The sequence below is a fragment of the Campylobacter sp. CFSAN093233 genome, assembly GCF_011068165.1.
In the GTDB taxonomy this organism is placed as follows: Bacteria; Campylobacterota; Campylobacteria; order Campylobacterales; family Campylobacteraceae; genus Campylobacter_D; species Campylobacter_D jejuni.
The window spans coordinates 162,619-178,094 of the sequence record NZ_JAAMWY010000007.1 but is presented as its reverse complement, the minus strand read 5'-3'; the positions used below and the strand labels follow the sequence as shown (position 1 = coordinate 178,094).

12 protein-coding genes are annotated in these 15,476 nt (G+C 31.4%); 7 read left to right on the top strand and 5 right to left on the bottom strand.

Annotated elements, in window-relative coordinates; genetic code table 11:
- Positions 1-154 precede the first annotated feature (154 nt).
- The 3 genes from FBF15_RS07230 to FBF15_RS07220 form a co-directional block, all read right to left on the bottom strand.
- Positions 155-1,186 (bottom strand): type II asparaginase, encoded by a 1,032-nt coding sequence (locus FBF15_RS07230; protein ID WP_207307117.1) that lies wholly within the window; start codon positions 1,184-1,186, stop codon positions 155-157.
- 100 nt (positions 1,187-1,286) lie between these two features.
- The gene (recJ, locus tag FBF15_RS07225; RefSeq protein ID WP_052773697.1) at positions 1,287-2,858 is read right to left on the bottom strand and encodes a single-stranded-DNA-specific exonuclease RecJ; all 1,572 of its coding nucleotides are present in this window, start codon (positions 2,856-2,858) and stop codon (positions 1,287-1,289) included.
- Positions 2,845-4,476: a CTP synthase gene (locus tag FBF15_RS07220; RefSeq protein ID WP_038816762.1), complete on the bottom strand. Its 1,632-nt coding sequence runs from the start codon at positions 4,474-4,476 to the stop codon at positions 2,845-2,847. The genes recJ and FBF15_RS07220 overlap by 14 nt, the downstream gene beginning before the upstream one ends.
- Before the next feature lie 119 nt (positions 4,477-4,595).
- On the opposite strand from FBF15_RS07220, the gene thyX reads away from it, so the two are divergent.
- Together thyX and FBF15_RS07210 are read left to right on the top strand one after the other, a co-directional pair.
- Complete coding sequence (gene thyX, locus FBF15_RS07215) at positions 4,596-5,219, top strand: FAD-dependent thymidylate synthase (protein ID WP_002853111.1); 624 nt, start codon at positions 4,596-4,598, stop codon at positions 5,217-5,219.
- 119 nt (positions 5,220-5,338) lie between these two features.
- Complete coding sequence (locus FBF15_RS07210; protein ID WP_002934812.1) at positions 5,339-6,724, top strand: cation:dicarboxylase symporter family transporter; 1,386 nt, start codon at positions 5,339-5,341, stop codon at positions 6,722-6,724.
- A gap of 38 nt (positions 6,725-6,762) precedes the next feature.
- Here the strand turns inward: FBF15_RS07210 and FBF15_RS07205 are convergent, their stop codons facing one another.
- Together FBF15_RS07205 and purB are read right to left on the bottom strand one after the other, a co-directional pair.
- Positions 6,763-9,132 carry a ribonucleoside-diphosphate reductase subunit alpha gene (locus tag FBF15_RS07205; protein WP_002867496.1) on the bottom strand — a complete coding sequence of 790 codons (2,370 nt, stop codon included), beginning with the start codon at positions 9,130-9,132 and terminating at the stop codon, positions 6,763-6,765.
- Positions 9,133-9,147: 15 nt separating this feature from the next.
- On the bottom strand, positions 9,148-10,476 hold the full coding sequence (purB, locus tag FBF15_RS07200) for an adenylosuccinate lyase (protein ID WP_165434620.1): 1,329 nt from the start codon (positions 10,474-10,476) through the stop codon (positions 9,148-9,150).
- Positions 10,477-10,553: 77 nt separating this feature from the next.
- Here purB and FBF15_RS07195 point away from each other — a divergent pair, with 77 nt between their 5' ends.
- The 5 genes from FBF15_RS07195 to dba all read left to right on the top strand — a co-directional run bounded on the left by FBF15_RS07195 (position 10,554) and on the right by dba (position 15,466).
- Entirely contained in the window at positions 10,554-11,456 is a 903-nt protein-coding gene (locus FBF15_RS07195; RefSeq protein ID WP_002877921.1) for an RluA family pseudouridine synthase, read from the top strand.
- Positions 11,457-11,568: 112 nt separating this feature from the next.
- Complete coding sequence (locus tag FBF15_RS07190) at positions 11,569-12,447, top strand: fumarylacetoacetate hydrolase family protein (RefSeq protein ID WP_002857697.1); 879 nt, start codon at positions 11,569-11,571, stop codon at positions 12,445-12,447.
- A gap of 63 nt (positions 12,448-12,510) precedes the next feature.
- The gene (locus tag FBF15_RS07185; protein ID WP_002868317.1) at positions 12,511-13,425 is read left to right on the top strand and encodes a cytochrome-c peroxidase; all 915 of its coding nucleotides are present in this window, start codon (positions 12,511-12,513) and stop codon (positions 13,423-13,425) included.
- The gene (locus FBF15_RS07180) at positions 13,415-15,193 is read left to right on the top strand and encodes a methyl-accepting chemotaxis protein (protein WP_002865311.1); all 1,779 of its coding nucleotides are present in this window, start codon (positions 13,415-13,417) and stop codon (positions 15,191-15,193) included. The genes FBF15_RS07185 and FBF15_RS07180 overlap by 11 nt, the downstream gene beginning before the upstream one ends.
- Positions 15,194-15,298: 105 nt before the next feature.
- The gene (gene dba, locus FBF15_RS07175) at positions 15,299-15,466 is read left to right on the top strand and encodes a disulfide bond formation protein Dba (protein ID WP_002779270.1); all 168 of its coding nucleotides are present in this window, start codon (positions 15,299-15,301) and stop codon (positions 15,464-15,466) included.
- Positions 15,467-15,476: the final 10 nt, after the last annotated feature.

Sequence of the window (15,476 nt, the reverse complement as noted above, 5' to 3'; positions counted from 1 at the left end):
GTAAGTATTTATATAAGTATTTGGTGGGTTTAAAAATGGGGGCGGGGAATTTAAATGATAATAAAAAATACAAGATATAATATACTATTAATAGGATTGAAAGGCTTGACTTAGGGAAGATAAGTTCCCTAAGTTTAGAAATATTTAAAAAATTTTAATATTTTAAAAAATACTCTTGGATTTTTTTAGGATCACTTGTTTTTGTAAGTGCTAACATAAGTAAAACTCTTGCTTTTTGAGGATTTAAATCTTCAGCACTAATAAAACCTAATTTTTCATCTGAATCACTCACAGCAACACAACCTGCTACAACCCTTGAACTTACAACAACCTTAAGCCCTTTTTTTAAAAGCTCTTTTAAAACATCTTTTTGATTTTTGTGTATACTTCCTGCTCCACTTCCTGCAACAACTATGCCCTTAGCTCCATGTTCAAATAAAGCTTTTGCAGCGACACCACTACCATCATTTGAATAGCTATAAAGAATATCTACTTTTGGCAAACTTGTGAGTTTGCTTACATCAAAAGGAGCGTTTTTTGTGTGAGCTTTAGTAACATTATTATAGAAAAAGACTTTACCATCTACTATATAACCCAAATCCCCAAAATCAGGAGAAGAGAAAGCATCAACATTTAAACTATGAGTTTTTACTACGCCTCTAGCGCTTAAAATTTTATCATTTATAGCTACCATAACACCCTTGCCCTTAGACTCTTTATCAGCAGCTAATGCTACAGCATTGTAAAGATTTTTTGGTCCATCTGCACTTATAGCAGTTGATGGACGCATAGCGCCAACTAAAATTACAGGCTTATCACTTTTAATGGTTAAATTTAAAAAATAAGCAGTTTCTTCCATAGTGTCAGTACCATGAGTTATAACCACACCATCCACCCCTTCGGCAAAAAGCTTATTGATTTCTTTAGCAAGCTTTAGCCAAATTTCATCACGCATATTTGAACTATCGATATTTGCTATTTGTTCCCCGCTAATATTAGCTAAATCTTGAATTTGTGGAACTGCTTTGATTAAAACATCTACACCAACAACCCCAGCTGTATAACCTGTTGTGGTAACAGCACTATCAATAGAACCTGCTATCGTTCCACCTGTTGCTAAAATAGCAATCTTTGGTTTAGCTTCTGCCATACATGCTCCTATAGATAAAAATACTAATACACACAATAGTAACTTTTTCACAATTCTCCCCTTATTTTGTTAAAATTCGTTTCATTAATGAAACTTATATAATATTAATAAATAATAAATAAAAATTTTATAAATTTTATAAAATTTCTTTAATAACAAATTGTGGAGTTACTAATCCTCTAAATTCATTCTTAGAAATACTTCCAAGCAAAGAAATATTTTGATTCAATTCTGGCTCTTTATCAAAATTAAAAAATAAAGCTTCTATGGTTTTATTTTCCTTGGTTAAAATAAGCTTTAAGTGTTTTTCATCTTTACCTAGAAGTTTTTTATTTTTTACACAAAGATTTTCTAAAACAAAAAAAGGTCGTGGATTTTTATGTCCAAAAGGTTCAAAAGATTCTAAAATTTCAAGCATTTCAAAATCAATTTCGCTAGGTTCTAAGATTCCTAAAATTTCATCTGTATCCAAAAATTCACTTTCAGAAATTTGCGAACATTCTTTTTTGATTTTATTTTTAAATTGTTCAAAATTTTCAGAGTTTAAACTGATTCCAGCAGCACCTTTATGACCACCATAATTGCTTAATATAGAATTTGTCTTAGAAATTAAAGCTAAAATATCAATCTTGCCAACACTTCTTGCGCTGCCTTTTAAGTGTTCTTCATTTTGAGAAAATACAAAAGCAGGTTTATTAAAATGTTTAGCTAAACGACTTGCCACAATCCCTAAAACACCTTCATGCCAATTTAAACCCGATACCACAATACAAGAATCGTTTTCATCGATTTGATTTAAACTATCTTCAAAAAGCTGTTTTTCTTCATCTTTACGACTTTCATTAAAACTAACAATTTGCTCTAGATATTCTAAAGCTTTATTAAAATCTTTAGTGTGTAAAAATTCATAAGAAATACTTGCATCATCCATTCTTCCAGCACTATTTATAAGCGGAGCAATTAAAAATCCTATATTATCAAGAGCAAATTTATCCTTTTGATAATAATGCTTAATAGCCCTAAAAGCAGCCCTTTTAGATTTGTTAATATGATCTATACCACGCCTTACTAAAGCACGATTTAAATCTCTAAGTTCCATCATATCTGCAACAATTGCAATCGCCAAAAGTTCTAAAAATTTACACATGTCATATTTAAGCTTGCACACCTCTTTTAAAGCCGCTATCAAATACCATGCGACTTGAGCTCCACAAATTTCAATTTCTGGAAAATCACAATCTTTTTGCTTTGGATTGATAATGGCAAAAGCATCAGGTAAAACATCTTGAGGCATATGATGATCAGTGATAATCAAATCTATATTTTTTTCTTTACAGAGTTTGGCTGCTTCAAGAGCAGCTATTCCATTATCTACTGTTATTATTAAATTTACATCAAGTTCGTTGATGATCTCAGCATTTAATCCATATCCATCTTTAAAACGATTCGGAATTCTTATAATATAATCAAAACCTATATCATCGAAAAATTCTGCCATAATAACACAAGAAATGATTCCATCAACATCATAATCTCCTACTATGGCGACTTTCTCATTTTTTTCTACAGCTTCTTTGATGCGATTAGCTGCTTTATATGCATCCTTTAAACAGCATGGCAAAGGCAGATCACAAAGTTTGGTATGCAAATCTTTTTCAAAGCGTGAAGCTAAAATTTTTTTAATTTCATTTTTATTAATTATCTTCATAGTTTATAGCTGCCTTGATAAAACTGCAAATCACAGGATTAACATGCTCAAGTCTTGATGTAAATTCTGGATGAAACTGTACAGCCAAGAAAAAAGGATGACAGTTAAGCTCAACTGCTTCAATCAATCCTTTGCTTTCACCACTTACAATCAAACCGTGTTTTTCAAAATCTGCTCTATATTTTGGATTTGCTTCATAGCGATGACGATGGCGTTCTTTTACACTCTTTACTTCATTATAAACCTTAGCCAAAAGGGATTTTTCCTTGATATCACATTTATAAGCCCCTAAACGCATAGTTCCACCTAAAGGAGTTTTTGCAGTACGAATTTGTTTTTCTCCATTTGTATCCATAAATTCATCAATCAAATAAACCACAGGATTTTGGCATTTTTCATTAAATTCACTTGAATTTGTATCTTTAAGTTTTAATACATTTCTAGCAAATTCCACCAAAGCAAGCTGCATACCTAAACAAATTCCTAAAAAAGGAATTTTATTTTCTCTTGCGTATTGAATGGCTTTTATCTTACCTTCTACACCACGATATCCAAATCCCCCAGCAACCAAAATTCCACTCACATCTTTAAATACTTCAGCACTTTCCATATTTTCAAGTTTTTCACTATCTACCCATTTTAACTCCACTTTAGTATCTAGGGCTGCACCTGCGTGTATAATAGCTTCAGTAAGGCTTTTATAACTTTCTTTTAAATCCACATATTTGCCTACAAAAGCGATTTTAACTTCATTGCTTGGAGCTATAACTCTTTTTACCAAAGAGTCCCAATTTTCCATATTAGGTTTTAAATTTTTCAAATCCAAAATTTCAGCAATAGGGCTTAAAATATCTTGCTTTAAAAAATTAAGTGGAATTTGATAAATACTAGCCGCATCAACACTTTCTATCACGCAATTTTTTTCCACCCCGCAAGAAATAGCAATTTTATCTTTTAAATCTCTATCAAGAGCTTTTTCACTACGACAAATAATCATATCAGGACTAATGCCTATGCGTCTTAACTCGCCTACACTATGTTGAGTTGGCTTTGTTTTTAATTCCCCTGCAGCCTTAATAAAAGGTACTAGAGTAAGATGAATATTCATAGCATTATTTTTACCCACTTCCAAACGCAAAGCACGAATAGCTTCTAAAAAAGGCAAGCCTTCTATATCCCCAACAGTTCCGCCTATTTCAACGATAAGTATATCTTTACCTTCTCCTGCTTTTTTAATGCGATCTTTGATTTCTCCTACTATATGAGGGATAACTTGAATGGTTTTGCCAAGATATTCTCCACGCCTTTCTTTTTCAATCACACTTTGATAAACCCGTCCTGTAGTGAAGTTATTATCTTGAGATAAACTCTCATCCAAAAAACGCTCATAATGCCCCAAATCAAGATCCGTTTCTGCTCCATCATCAGTTACAAAAACCTCTCCATGCTCAAAAGGACTCATAGTGCCTGGATCAACATTGATATAAGGATCAGCTTTTAAAATACTCACTTTAAGCCCTGAATTTTTTAAAAGTGTTGCGATAGAAGCAGCGGCTATCCCTTTACCCAAAGAACTTAAAACTCCACCTGTTACAAAAATATATTTTGTTTGTTTCATTGATAATAAGCCTTATTTTTTTATCTAATTATAGCTTGATAAAACTTTTTATTTCATTAGAATTTTAAGTAAAAAATGCAAGAATTACAAAAAATATTTTTATCAAAAAAGGAATAAGCATGCAAATCACTTTACTTTTTCACACTCCATTATCTGTTTGTTCTCATGCAACAAGAACTTGTTGGCAAAGCTTTGAAAAAGGCGATTGCGGTGGCGAAAAAGATAAAGAACTTATCGATCGCGTGGGCAACAAATTCAAACACGCTTCAACCTTAGAACATCTAAACTATACTTTTTATATACAAGGAATTTCAAGAGCTTGCTTACAAGAAGTTGCAAGACACCGTCACACTAGTCCTAGTGTAAAAAGCACGCGTTATACCTTAAAAGAACTTCGCAATGAAGCTGAATTTAAAATAGGAGATTTTGAAAATGCAAGCCGTTATCTTGTGCTTTGTGGTAATGAAGAGGTTGATAACGCAAGCATTAAAGCCTTAGAAAATTTACGCACTATTTTACAAAAAAGCATTAGTCTAGATATAGCCAAATACTGCTTACCAGAAAGCTATAAAACTGAACTTACACTAACGATTAATGCAAGAAGTTTGCAGAATTTCATTTCTTTGCGTAGTTCAAAATCAGCTCTTTGGGAGATTAGAAATTTAGCAAATGCTTTATTTGAAGCCTTACCACAAGAACACAAATTTATATTTGAACATTGCCTACATAAAGATATAGAATAAATCATACTAATTTTATCTTATTTAAAATATTTTTATGTTACCATTTATAAAATCAAGCTTTATGCAAGTATATTTTCATATACCTTGTGCTTGATTATAGTTTCTTATAAGGACTTTTTATGGATAAACAATTTTTTCAAGATTTTCTAATGCTTTCACAAGCTCATACTATAGCTACTCTTACTATGCTTTGTGTTGTTTTTTACGCATTAAAAAAAATGCGGGATATAAAAATCAATTTTTCTCTTCGCATGCTATTTGCGCTTTTAATGGGTTTGGGGTTTGGTTTTGTTTTGCAATATTTGGCAAATTTTCCAGATGCTGAAGAAGCAAGTAATATTCTTTGGTATAGTGAAACAAAACATTGGTTTGCATTTGTAAGTTCTGTTTTTGTAGCTTTTATAAAAATGCTAGTTGTTCCTCTTGTAAGCATTTGCATTATAAAAGTAATTATAGAAATTGATAAAAATATCAAAATATCCTCCTTGCTTGGAATAAGTCTTTTTTGGATACTCTTTAGCACAGCCATAGCTGCAACCTTGGGTATATTTTTAGGTTATAGTTTTGATTTAGGAAGTAATTTTGCCATACATGAAGGAGATAAACAAATTCGCGAAATTCAAACTTTTTCAAATATTATACTAGGGCTAATACCTAGCAACATCATTACAGCTATTAATAAAGAAAATATTATAGCTATTGTCATTTTTTCCTTTTTTATAGGAATTAGTGCTAAAAAAATTTCTAAAAAAGAAGAGTGTGAACAAGCCTTTAAAAGTTTTCATAATTTTATCCTAACCTTTTATAATATTATGATGAACATGACTGCTACAGTGATTAGATTTATGCCTTATGCTGTAGTTTGTATGATGGCTAATGTGCTTTTAAGCAATGGTTTTGAAGCTATCAAAACAGCTGGACTTTTTATAATGCTTATTTATATAGCTATGTTAATAATGTTCGGGGTGCATTTTTTACTTCTTGCTTCACAAGGGCTAAACCCTATAAAATATGCAAAAAAAGCATTTCCTGTATGGTTATTTGCATTTAGCTCAAGATCTTCTTTGGGCACTTTGCCTATGACTACTTCAACTTTGCAAAATAAATTTGGAGTTAATTCAGCTATAGCTAATTTTGTAGCATCTATAGGTACAACAACAGGACTTAATGGTTGTGCGGGATATTTTCCAGCTTTAGCGGCAGTTTTTGTAGCTTTTGCTACACATACACATATTGATTTTACATTTGCTTTAATGATAGTTTTGGTAGCTGTTATTGGATCCTTGGGTATAGCTGGAGTACCTGGAAGTGCAACTATGGCAGCTTCTATTATGCTAGCAGGGATTGGATTTGGTAATAATTTTGTCATGTTAAGTTTGATTTTAGCTATAGATCCTATTATAGATATGGCAAGAACAGCAAGTAATGTCTCAGGAGCTATGACTTCGGCACTTTGTACTGCAAAAAATCTAAAAGCCCTAGATAAAGAAATTTACAATTCTTAATCTCTTAAAACCCAATATTTTTCATTGGGTTTTAGTATTTATTGGCAACCTTCACATTCTATGCTACGATCTGCAACATTGACTTTTTCACTATCAGGGCTTTCGCTTCTTAGATAATAAGTAGATTTTACTCCAAGCTCCCAAGCGAGTTGATAAATTTCATTTAAATATCCCCCACTTGCTTTATCAAGCGATAAAAAGATATTTAAACTCTGCCCTTGATCGATCCATTTACCACGCACAGCAGCAGCCTTTACAAGAATTTTTTGATCAAGTTCGTAGGCTGGAGTATAGTATTGCCAAGTATCAAGGCTTAAATTTGGCACAACAACAGGTATCATACCACTTAAATTTTGTTCAAACCACTTTCTTTTGTAAACAGGTTCTATAGTCTGCGTAGTACCCACCAAAATAGAAATAGAAGAAGTAGGTGCAATGGCCATCAAATAACCATTTCTCATACCATCTTTTTTAACTTTTTCTCTAAGTTTAACCCAGTCGCATTCACTTTGATCAAATAAGCCCTCTCTTAAAGTTAAAGCTTTAGCCTTAGGACTTGCTACATCAATAGGAAAAATCCCCTTGCTCCAATTTGATCCTTCAAAATCTTCATAAGAACCTTTTTCAAGAGCTAAATTTGAACTCGCATTAATAGCCTCAAAGCTAATTTGTTCCATAATCTCATCGATTTTATTTAAATGCTCATCGCTTCCCCAATAAATCTTAGCCTCAGCAAGCATTTGTGCCTCACCCATGACTCCAAGACCTATGGCGCGAGATTTTAAATTTGTATCTTTTACTTTTCTATGAGGATAAAAATTTAAATCTATCACATTATCAAGCATACGAATAGCCGTTGGCACAACACGCTCTATATCTTCTTTAGTATACACTTTGCTAAGATTTATACTTGCTAAATTACAAACGGCTGTTTTTCCATCATTTTTATATTTTTCCACTATATAAACTTTATTACCATCAATACTATCTAAAGTTGAGATTTTTTTGGCTGGTTTTTCATATCCCCCATCGATCACAACTTTTTGTTCTTCATCAAAATGAAGCTCATCTCCATTTTCAAAAACTACTTTGATTTGATAATAATTTGGCTCGGTATTTTGAAAAATTTCAGTACATAAATTTGAACTTCTAATAATTCCTACATGAGCATTTGGATTTGCTCTGTTAGCACTATCTTTAAAGCATAAAAATGGCAAGCCTGTTTCAAAATAATTTAGCAAAATTTTCTTCCAAAGCTCTTTAGCTTCTACGATTTCTTTGGTAATGCTTTCATCTTTTTCATATTCTTCATAGCGTTTTTCAAAAGCCTCGCCATATAAATCACACAAATCCGCTGTATCTGCAGGATCAAAAAGAGTCCATTTATCATTAGCTCTTACTCTCTTCATAAAAAGATCATTGATCCATAAAGCAGGGAAAAGTTCATGAGCACGGCGTCTTTCTTCGCCTGAATTTTTACGCAAATCGATAAAATCACTTATATCCATGTGCCAAGGTTCTATATAAACGGCTATAGCCCCTTTTCTGGTTCCTAGTTGATCTACTGCCACGGCAATATCATTAGTAATTTTCAAGAAAGGTATAATCCCTCCTGCGGCATTTTTATGCCCATCTATGCTTCCACCCATAGCACGCACTTTAGACCAATCCCAACCTATACCACCACCAAATTTAGAAAGTAAAGCCATTTCTTGATAAGAATCAAAAATACCTTCAATATTATCAGGGGTTGATCCTATATAACAAGAGCTAAGCTGATGGCGTGTTGTTCTTGCATTAGATAAAGTCGGAGTTGCAAGCATGAGTTCAAATTTAGAAATAAGATCGTAAAATTTCTTCGCCCATTCTTGAGGATTAAATTCATTCTGCGCTAAAAACATCGCAATGGCCATAAACATTTGCTGAGGAAGTTCTATAGGCATACCTTTACTATCTTTAATCAAGTATCTATCATATAAAGTTTTAATACCAAGATAAGTAAATTGCATATCGCGTTCAGGTTTAATATAAGCATTTAAATCATCTAAATCGTATTTTTCTTTAAGACCAAGTAAAATTCTTCCTTCTTTTTCACCTTTTTCAAAATACTCACACAAATGATTATAGCGATTCATACCATTAACTTTTTTATATAAATCAAATAAAAAAAGTCTAGCTGCAACAAAGGTCCAATTTGGACAATCAATATCTATCTTATCTACTGCAGTTTTAATTAAAGTTTTTTGAATTTCTTCAGTTGAAATTCCATCGCGAAATTGAATCTTTGCATCGAGTTCAAGTTCGCTTAAATTCACACCCTCTAAATCTTTTACAGCATCAGAGGTGCATTTTTTGATCTTAGAAACATCCAATTCTTCTGTACGACCATTTCTTTTAATAACTTTCATTGCCTTCCTTGCTTTTTATTTAAATGTTCTTTTAAAAATTACATCAACATTTTTTGTATAGTAGTTATAATCGAAACATTTTCTTACATCCTCTTCGCTCAAACTTTTTCTTAAATCTTCATCGCTTAAAAGCGCTAACAAAAACAAACTTTCATTTTTTTCATTGATAGCAGCCTTGCCATTTTGCAAATCTGCCCAAACTTTCATAGCGTTTCTTTGAACTATTTTATAAGCTTCTTCACGACTAATGCCTTTAAATGGAAGCTCTAAAAGCACCCTCCCTGAAAATACAAGCCCGCCTGTAAGATTTAAATTTTTCATCATATTTTCAGGATAAACTAAAAGCTTATCAATCAAATTTGTAAGACGCATAAGCATAAAATCAGCCGTGATAAAAGCATCAGGCAAAATAAATCTTTCAACACTAGAATGAGATATATCTCTTTCATGCCAAAGTGCAACATTTTCCAAAGCTGGAGTTACAAAAGATCTAAGCACACGACAAAGTCCTGTGATATTTTCACTTAAAACAGGATTTCTTTTATGTGGCATAGCTGAACTTCCTTTTTGTCCTACACTAAAATACTCCTCAGCCTCATAAACTTCAGTTCTTTGAAAATGTCTTATGGCTACAGCGATTTGCTCACAACTTGAAGCTAAAATCGCAATAGCAGAAATAACCTGAGCATAACGATCTCTTTGGATCACTTGATTTGAAACAGGAGCGGCCTTAAGACCTAAATTTTTACAAACTTCTTCTTCAAATTCTAAAGGAGCATGAGCAAAATTTCCCATTGCACCGCTGATTTTTCCATAGCTTATCACTTCTTTTGCATGTTCTAAAAGCTCTTTTGCATGCGAAATTTCATCATACCAAATGGCTAACACCAAACCAAAAGTAATAGGTTCTCCATGAATTCCATGACTTCTTCCTACCATTAAGGTGTTTTTATGCTCCAAAGCACGCTTTTTGATCGCTTCTAAAAGCAAAGAAACATCTTCTAAAATAAGCTCCAAACTCTCTTTTATCTGTAAAGCAACAGCTGTATCTATACAATCAGAACTTGTCATTGCATAATGCACAAAACGACTCTCTTCTCCCAAACTTTCACTTACACTTGTAAGAAAAGCTATAACATCATGTTTTGTGGTTTTTTCTATTTCGTCTATTCTTGCAATATCAAATTTTGCATTTTTAAGAATTTTTTCGCAGTCTGTGTCATTAATGAGACCGAGTTTATTCCAAGCTTTTACAGCGGCTAATTCTACTTTTAACCACGCATCGTATTTTGCTTGCATGTCCCATTTTTTAGCCATGATTTCTCTGCTATATCTTTCAACCATCTTTGAAACCTTTTTAGCTATAATTTTATATTTTAAAAAACAGAAATTATATCAAATTATCCTAAGAAAGTTATTAAATGGCTTACATAAAAATAAAACTCTCAAATAATGGAAAAAAGGCATTTCAAGTCCTTATGGAAAATTTAAAAATTAGCATAAATGAAGCACAAAAACTCATAGACAAAAAAAGACTTTTTTGTGATGGAATTTTAGTAGAAGAAAAGAATGAAATTTTAAATGGTTTAGTAGAGCTTATAGTCTATGAAAACAATCCCAAAGGAGTAGAAATTGTCTTTGAAAATGAAGACTTTGCCATACTTGAAAAAGAAAGTGGGATCTTAAGTCATCCAAATGGTAGACATTGTAAATACAGTCTTAGTGATGAAATTTGGCATCTTTGGGGAAAAGAAGCTTGCGTAGCACACAGACTTGATAAAGAAACGAGCGGACTTATACTTGTAGCCAAAAATAAAAAAGCTCAAATTGATCTTAAAGCTTTGTTTGAAAAAAAACTGGTTCAAAAAGAATACCTTGCTCTAGCTAACGGAAAAATAGAAGAAAATTTTATAATTGATAAAGCCATAAATTTAGCCAAAAACTACGATGATGTAAAAACAAGGATGCAAATTTGTAAGGAAGGAAAACAAGCTATCACTGAGTTTGAAATTTTAGAATACTTTCCTAAAATCAACGCTACTCTTTTACTCTGCAAACCCTTAACAGGCAGACAACACCAAATAAGAGTGCATTTACACTATAAAAACCATACCATTTTAGGCGATCCACTTTATGGACTTAGCAAAGAACAAATCGAAAGTATTTTAGATGAAAAATTAACCCCCAAAGAACGCTTAAAACTTACAGGTGCCTTGCGTTTGTGTTTGCATTCTTATCGTTTGAAATTTCAATATAAAAATCAAAATTTTAATATCAACTCAAAAATAAACATAAAAGAAATTTTCAACAATTCTATAAAATAAAATGATGTTTCACTACGCTACAATCAATCACTTTTTTACTAAATTTTAAAACAAAAAAATAATTCTTGCTAAAACTTTAAGTATAATTAAATAAAAAAGCGAGATTTTCCAAATGAAATTTGTTAATTTTATACAGGGTCAAAAACCCAATCTAGGAGTACTAAATTCTAGTGGAAAAATTGTAAGTTTTGATGATCTTGGCATTGAAACTAATGATATGAATGAATTTATTATCCATTTTGATAAATTTAAACACAAACTTACAGACTTGGATTCTAAAATAGCCTATGAAATTCCACAAGAAAATTATCTAGCCCCTATTATAGAACCTCGTCAAGATATTATATGTCTTGGGATTAATTTTTTAGATCATGCCAAAGAATCTGCCAAATTTAAGGGTGAAAAATTTGAAGAAAGAGAATATCCTGTATATTTTGGAAAACGTTGCAATCAAGCTACACCACCTTTTGGCGATATACCTTTACATGCAGATGTAACTTCTCAGCTTGATTATGAATGTGAGCTTGCATTTATTTTAAGTAAAGATGCTTATAAAATCAAAGCTAAAGATGCAAAAGATTATATCTTTGGCTATACTATTATCAATGAAATTTCAGCTCGCGAACTTCAAAAACGCCACAAACAATTCTACCGAGCAAAAAGTCTTGAAGGTAGCACTATAATGGGACCTTATATCACAAGCGTAGATGAAATTTCTTATCCTCCTAAACTCCAACTTCAAAGCTATGTCAATGATGAACTACGCCAAAACTCTAACACTCAATTGTTTATTTTTGATATTGCTTATGTCTTAGAAGAACTTAGTGCAGGCATGCTTTTAAAAGCTGGAAGTATTATATCTATGGGAACTCCTAGTGGAGTAGGTATGGGGTTAAATCCACCTACTTTTTTAAAATCAGGAGATAAAGTACGTTGCGTTATAGAAAATTTAGGAGAACTTTGTAATAAAATAAAAAATATCAATTATTAAATAATTTACTAAAATTATACTATAATGGCATTTTAAAAACTTAAATTAAGGCAAAAATTTATCATGAAAAAAATAATAATGATTTTATGTTTATCTTATGCAAATATAGTCTTTGCAGTAGATATGATAACCCCTATTCCAAATTCCATCTCTTATGATAAAGAAAAAGCTGAACTTGGAAAAAGTCTTTATATGGATAAAAGTTTATCTAAAGATGGAAAAGTTTCGTGCAATACTTGCCATAGGCTTGATCAACACGGTGTTGATGGGCTTGAATTTTCAATAGGAGTTGATAATCAACTCGATAAACCCTTTAACACTCCTACAACCTTTAATTCTGTGTTTAATTTTGTGCAATTTTGGAATGGCAGAGCTAAAGATTTAACAGAACAAGCTATGGGACCTTTTTTCAATCCAAAAGAAATGGGGCTAAGTCCTGAACTTCTTTTACAAAAAGTTAATTCAAATGAAAATTATGTAAAAACTTTTAAAAAACTTTATGGAGAAGTTACAGTAGAAAACATAGCTCTTGCAGTTGCTGAATTTGAAAAAACCTTAATCACCCCAAATTCTCCTTTTGATCGCTATCTTAGCGGGGATCAAAATGCTATTTCAACTCAAGCTAAAAAAGGTTACGAAGATTTTAAAGCTAATGGCTGCATCTCTTGTCATCAAGGTCAAAATATAGGTGGGAATATGTTTCAAAAAATCGGTATTTTTGAAGAATACCCAAACCAAGAAGATTTAGGGCGCTATGAAATCACAAAAAGAGAAGCTGATAAAATGATATTTAAAGTTCCTAGTCTTAGAAATATAGCCAAAACCGCACCTTATTTTCATGATGGATCTATACCTACTTTAGATGCTTGTGTTCAGTTTATGGCTTACTATCAACTAGGAAAATTTTTAGATCAAGAAACAGTTGACAATATAGTTGCATTCTTAGAAAGCTTAACAGGAGAATATCATGACAAATAAAAAAAGTTCATTTTTGATAAAATTTATTATTTTATCTACACTAGTTTTAGCTTTCATTCTTGTTTTATTAGGTATTATTTTTAATAACTATTCTTCATCTAAAGATAATAAAGAATTGATAAACATAGTTCAACAACTAGAAATTTCAGATGAAAAAATCAATTCTGTTTTTCAAAATAGTTTTAATTTTATCAACTACGATCCAAGTGTTCAAGCGATAAAAAAAATGCAAGAAAACTTTACAAAACTTAAAACTTTTGGGATTGACATAAACAAAGCAGAAGAAATTTTTAATGCCAAACTAATCCAGCTTAATTATTTTAAATCCGCAAATTCCATAGCAGTAAATTCAAAACTTTATTTATTTGAACTAGCTAAAAATTATTTTGAAGAATTGGAACAAAACCATGAAACAAATAAAAACAACTATAAAACAATGAGTTCTATGTTAAGCGTTCTTTCAACTGAAAATATTTTACAAAAAACAACACTAAATCAACTCAACAATCTTATGAAAGAAATCAAAAATGATACAAAAAGTGAAAATTTACAACTTTTTTTAAAACACTATAACATGATTGTAAAGCAAATTTCTATTATGCAAGATAATTCTTCTATTTATGAGAATAATTCTCTCATGAAAGAGTTAAAACAACTTAACACTTTTACCCAAAATACTATAGAACAATCTAATTTATTTAAATTTTATATCGCTTTAGCAGTATTTGGAATTACTCTTGTATTATTTGTATTTTTTATTTTATTAACACTAAAAAAAGTCATCATGCCAATTCATACTTTAGAAAAACTAAGCGCTAATTTAGCTAGCAAAGAAGCCAATCTACACTCTCGTTTAAATATAGATCCAAAAAGTGAGCTTGGACAAAGTGCTCAATATATTAATTCATTTATTTCCACCGTTCAAAACTCAATCATAGAAGCCATAGAAAATGCTAAATCAAGTCATCAAAATTCACAAAAACTCAAAAACAACTCTATGATGCTTGAAAACAGCTCTAATTCGCAACATGAACAAATTCAAGGAGTTAAAGAAATCACTCATGTTTTAGATGATCATATCAATCTTGCGGGAAATTTAGCACAAGAAAGTATAGAAAATATGCAAGATATGCACATACTAATGGATAAAGTAGAACTTACTCTATCTGAACTTGTAAATTTAATAAATGAAAACAATGAAAAAGAACAAAATATAGTAGCCAATATGGACAATCTAACCCAAAGTGCGGATAATATTATAGAAATCACAAACTCCATTAAAGACATAGCTGATCAAACTAATTTACTTGCCCTAAATGCAGCTATCGAAGCTGCAAGAGCAGGCGAACATGGGCGTGGATTTGCTGTTGTAGCCGATGAAGTTGGACAGCTTGCTGATAAAACAAGTAAATCTCTTTTAAACATCAATGCTACTGTTAATACTATAGTCCAACAAATCAATGACAACAAAGCCTTAATGGATCTTATCCATGATTCTATGAAAGAAACCTCTTCAAAAACCAATGATTTACAACAAGAACTTGTAAATTCTATGCATAAATTGGAAAGCTCTATAGAATCAACCCAAACCATGAAAGATAAAAGCATGGAAGTAAAAGATAAAATGCTTATCTTAGGAACAAATATAGATAAAGTTAACGAACTTGCAAATTCTGTTAAAGATTTATCATGTGAAATCAATAATATCTCTCAAAATGTTCTAAATGGTGCCTCTAAACTCTCCGAAAAATTAAGTAGCTTTCAGTAACTTTTTTCACGTTAATTTAACTTAACGTGAAATTTCAATAAAAATTTTATTTTTAATTTATGTTTTTCAAGTAAAATTAGCAGTTTTTATTTCAAAGGAGATACTATGGAGTTTCTTGAACTTTTATTAGTTTTAATCGCCTTGATACTGATTATCAAAAAACCAGAAAAAGAAAATTTGGCTTTTGGTTTGGTAATGGTAGCTTGGCTTTTAATGGTTTTTTTCTATGTTGGCCACAAAACAGGCGCACTATTAACAATAATGAATCTGTAAGGAAGGGCTA

What these genes read in the sequence shown, in the direction of transcription:
- recJ (WP_052773697.1), bottom strand. Translation starts at nt 2,858, where the DNA reads ATGAAGATAATTAATAAAAATGAAATTAAAAAAATTTTAGCTTCACGC.
- FBF15_RS07220 (WP_038816762.1), bottom strand. Translation starts at nt 4,476, where the DNA reads ATGAAACAAACAAAATATATTTTTGTAACAGGTGGAGTTTTAAGTTCT.
- thyX (WP_002853111.1), top strand. Translation starts at nt 4,596, where the DNA reads ATGCAAATCACTTTACTTTTTCACACTCCATTATCTGTTTGTTCTCAT.
- FBF15_RS07210 (WP_002934812.1), top strand. Translation starts at nt 5,339, where the DNA reads ATGGATAAACAATTTTTTCAAGATTTTCTAATGCTTTCACAAGCTCAT.
- FBF15_RS07205 (WP_002867496.1), bottom strand. Translation starts at nt 9,132, where the DNA reads ATGAAAGTTATTAAAAGAAATGGTCGTACAGAAGAATTGGATGTTTCT.
- purB (WP_165434620.1), bottom strand. Translation starts at nt 10,476, where the DNA reads ATGGTTGAAAGATATAGCAGAGAAATCATGGCTAAAAAATGGGACATG.
- FBF15_RS07195 (WP_002877921.1), top strand. Translation starts at nt 10,554, where the DNA reads ATGGCTTACATAAAAATAAAACTCTCAAATAATGGAAAAAAGGCATTT.
- FBF15_RS07190 (WP_002857697.1), top strand. Translation starts at nt 11,569, where the DNA reads ATGAAATTTGTTAATTTTATACAGGGTCAAAAACCCAATCTAGGAGTA.
- FBF15_RS07185 (WP_002868317.1), top strand. Translation starts at nt 12,511, where the DNA reads ATGAAAAAAATAATAATGATTTTATGTTTATCTTATGCAAATATAGTC.
- FBF15_RS07180 (WP_002865311.1), top strand. Translation starts at nt 13,415, where the DNA reads ATGACAAATAAAAAAAGTTCATTTTTGATAAAATTTATTATTTTATCT.
- dba (WP_002779270.1), top strand. Translation starts at nt 15,299, where the DNA reads ATGGAGTTTCTTGAACTTTTATTAGTTTTAATCGCCTTGATACTGATT.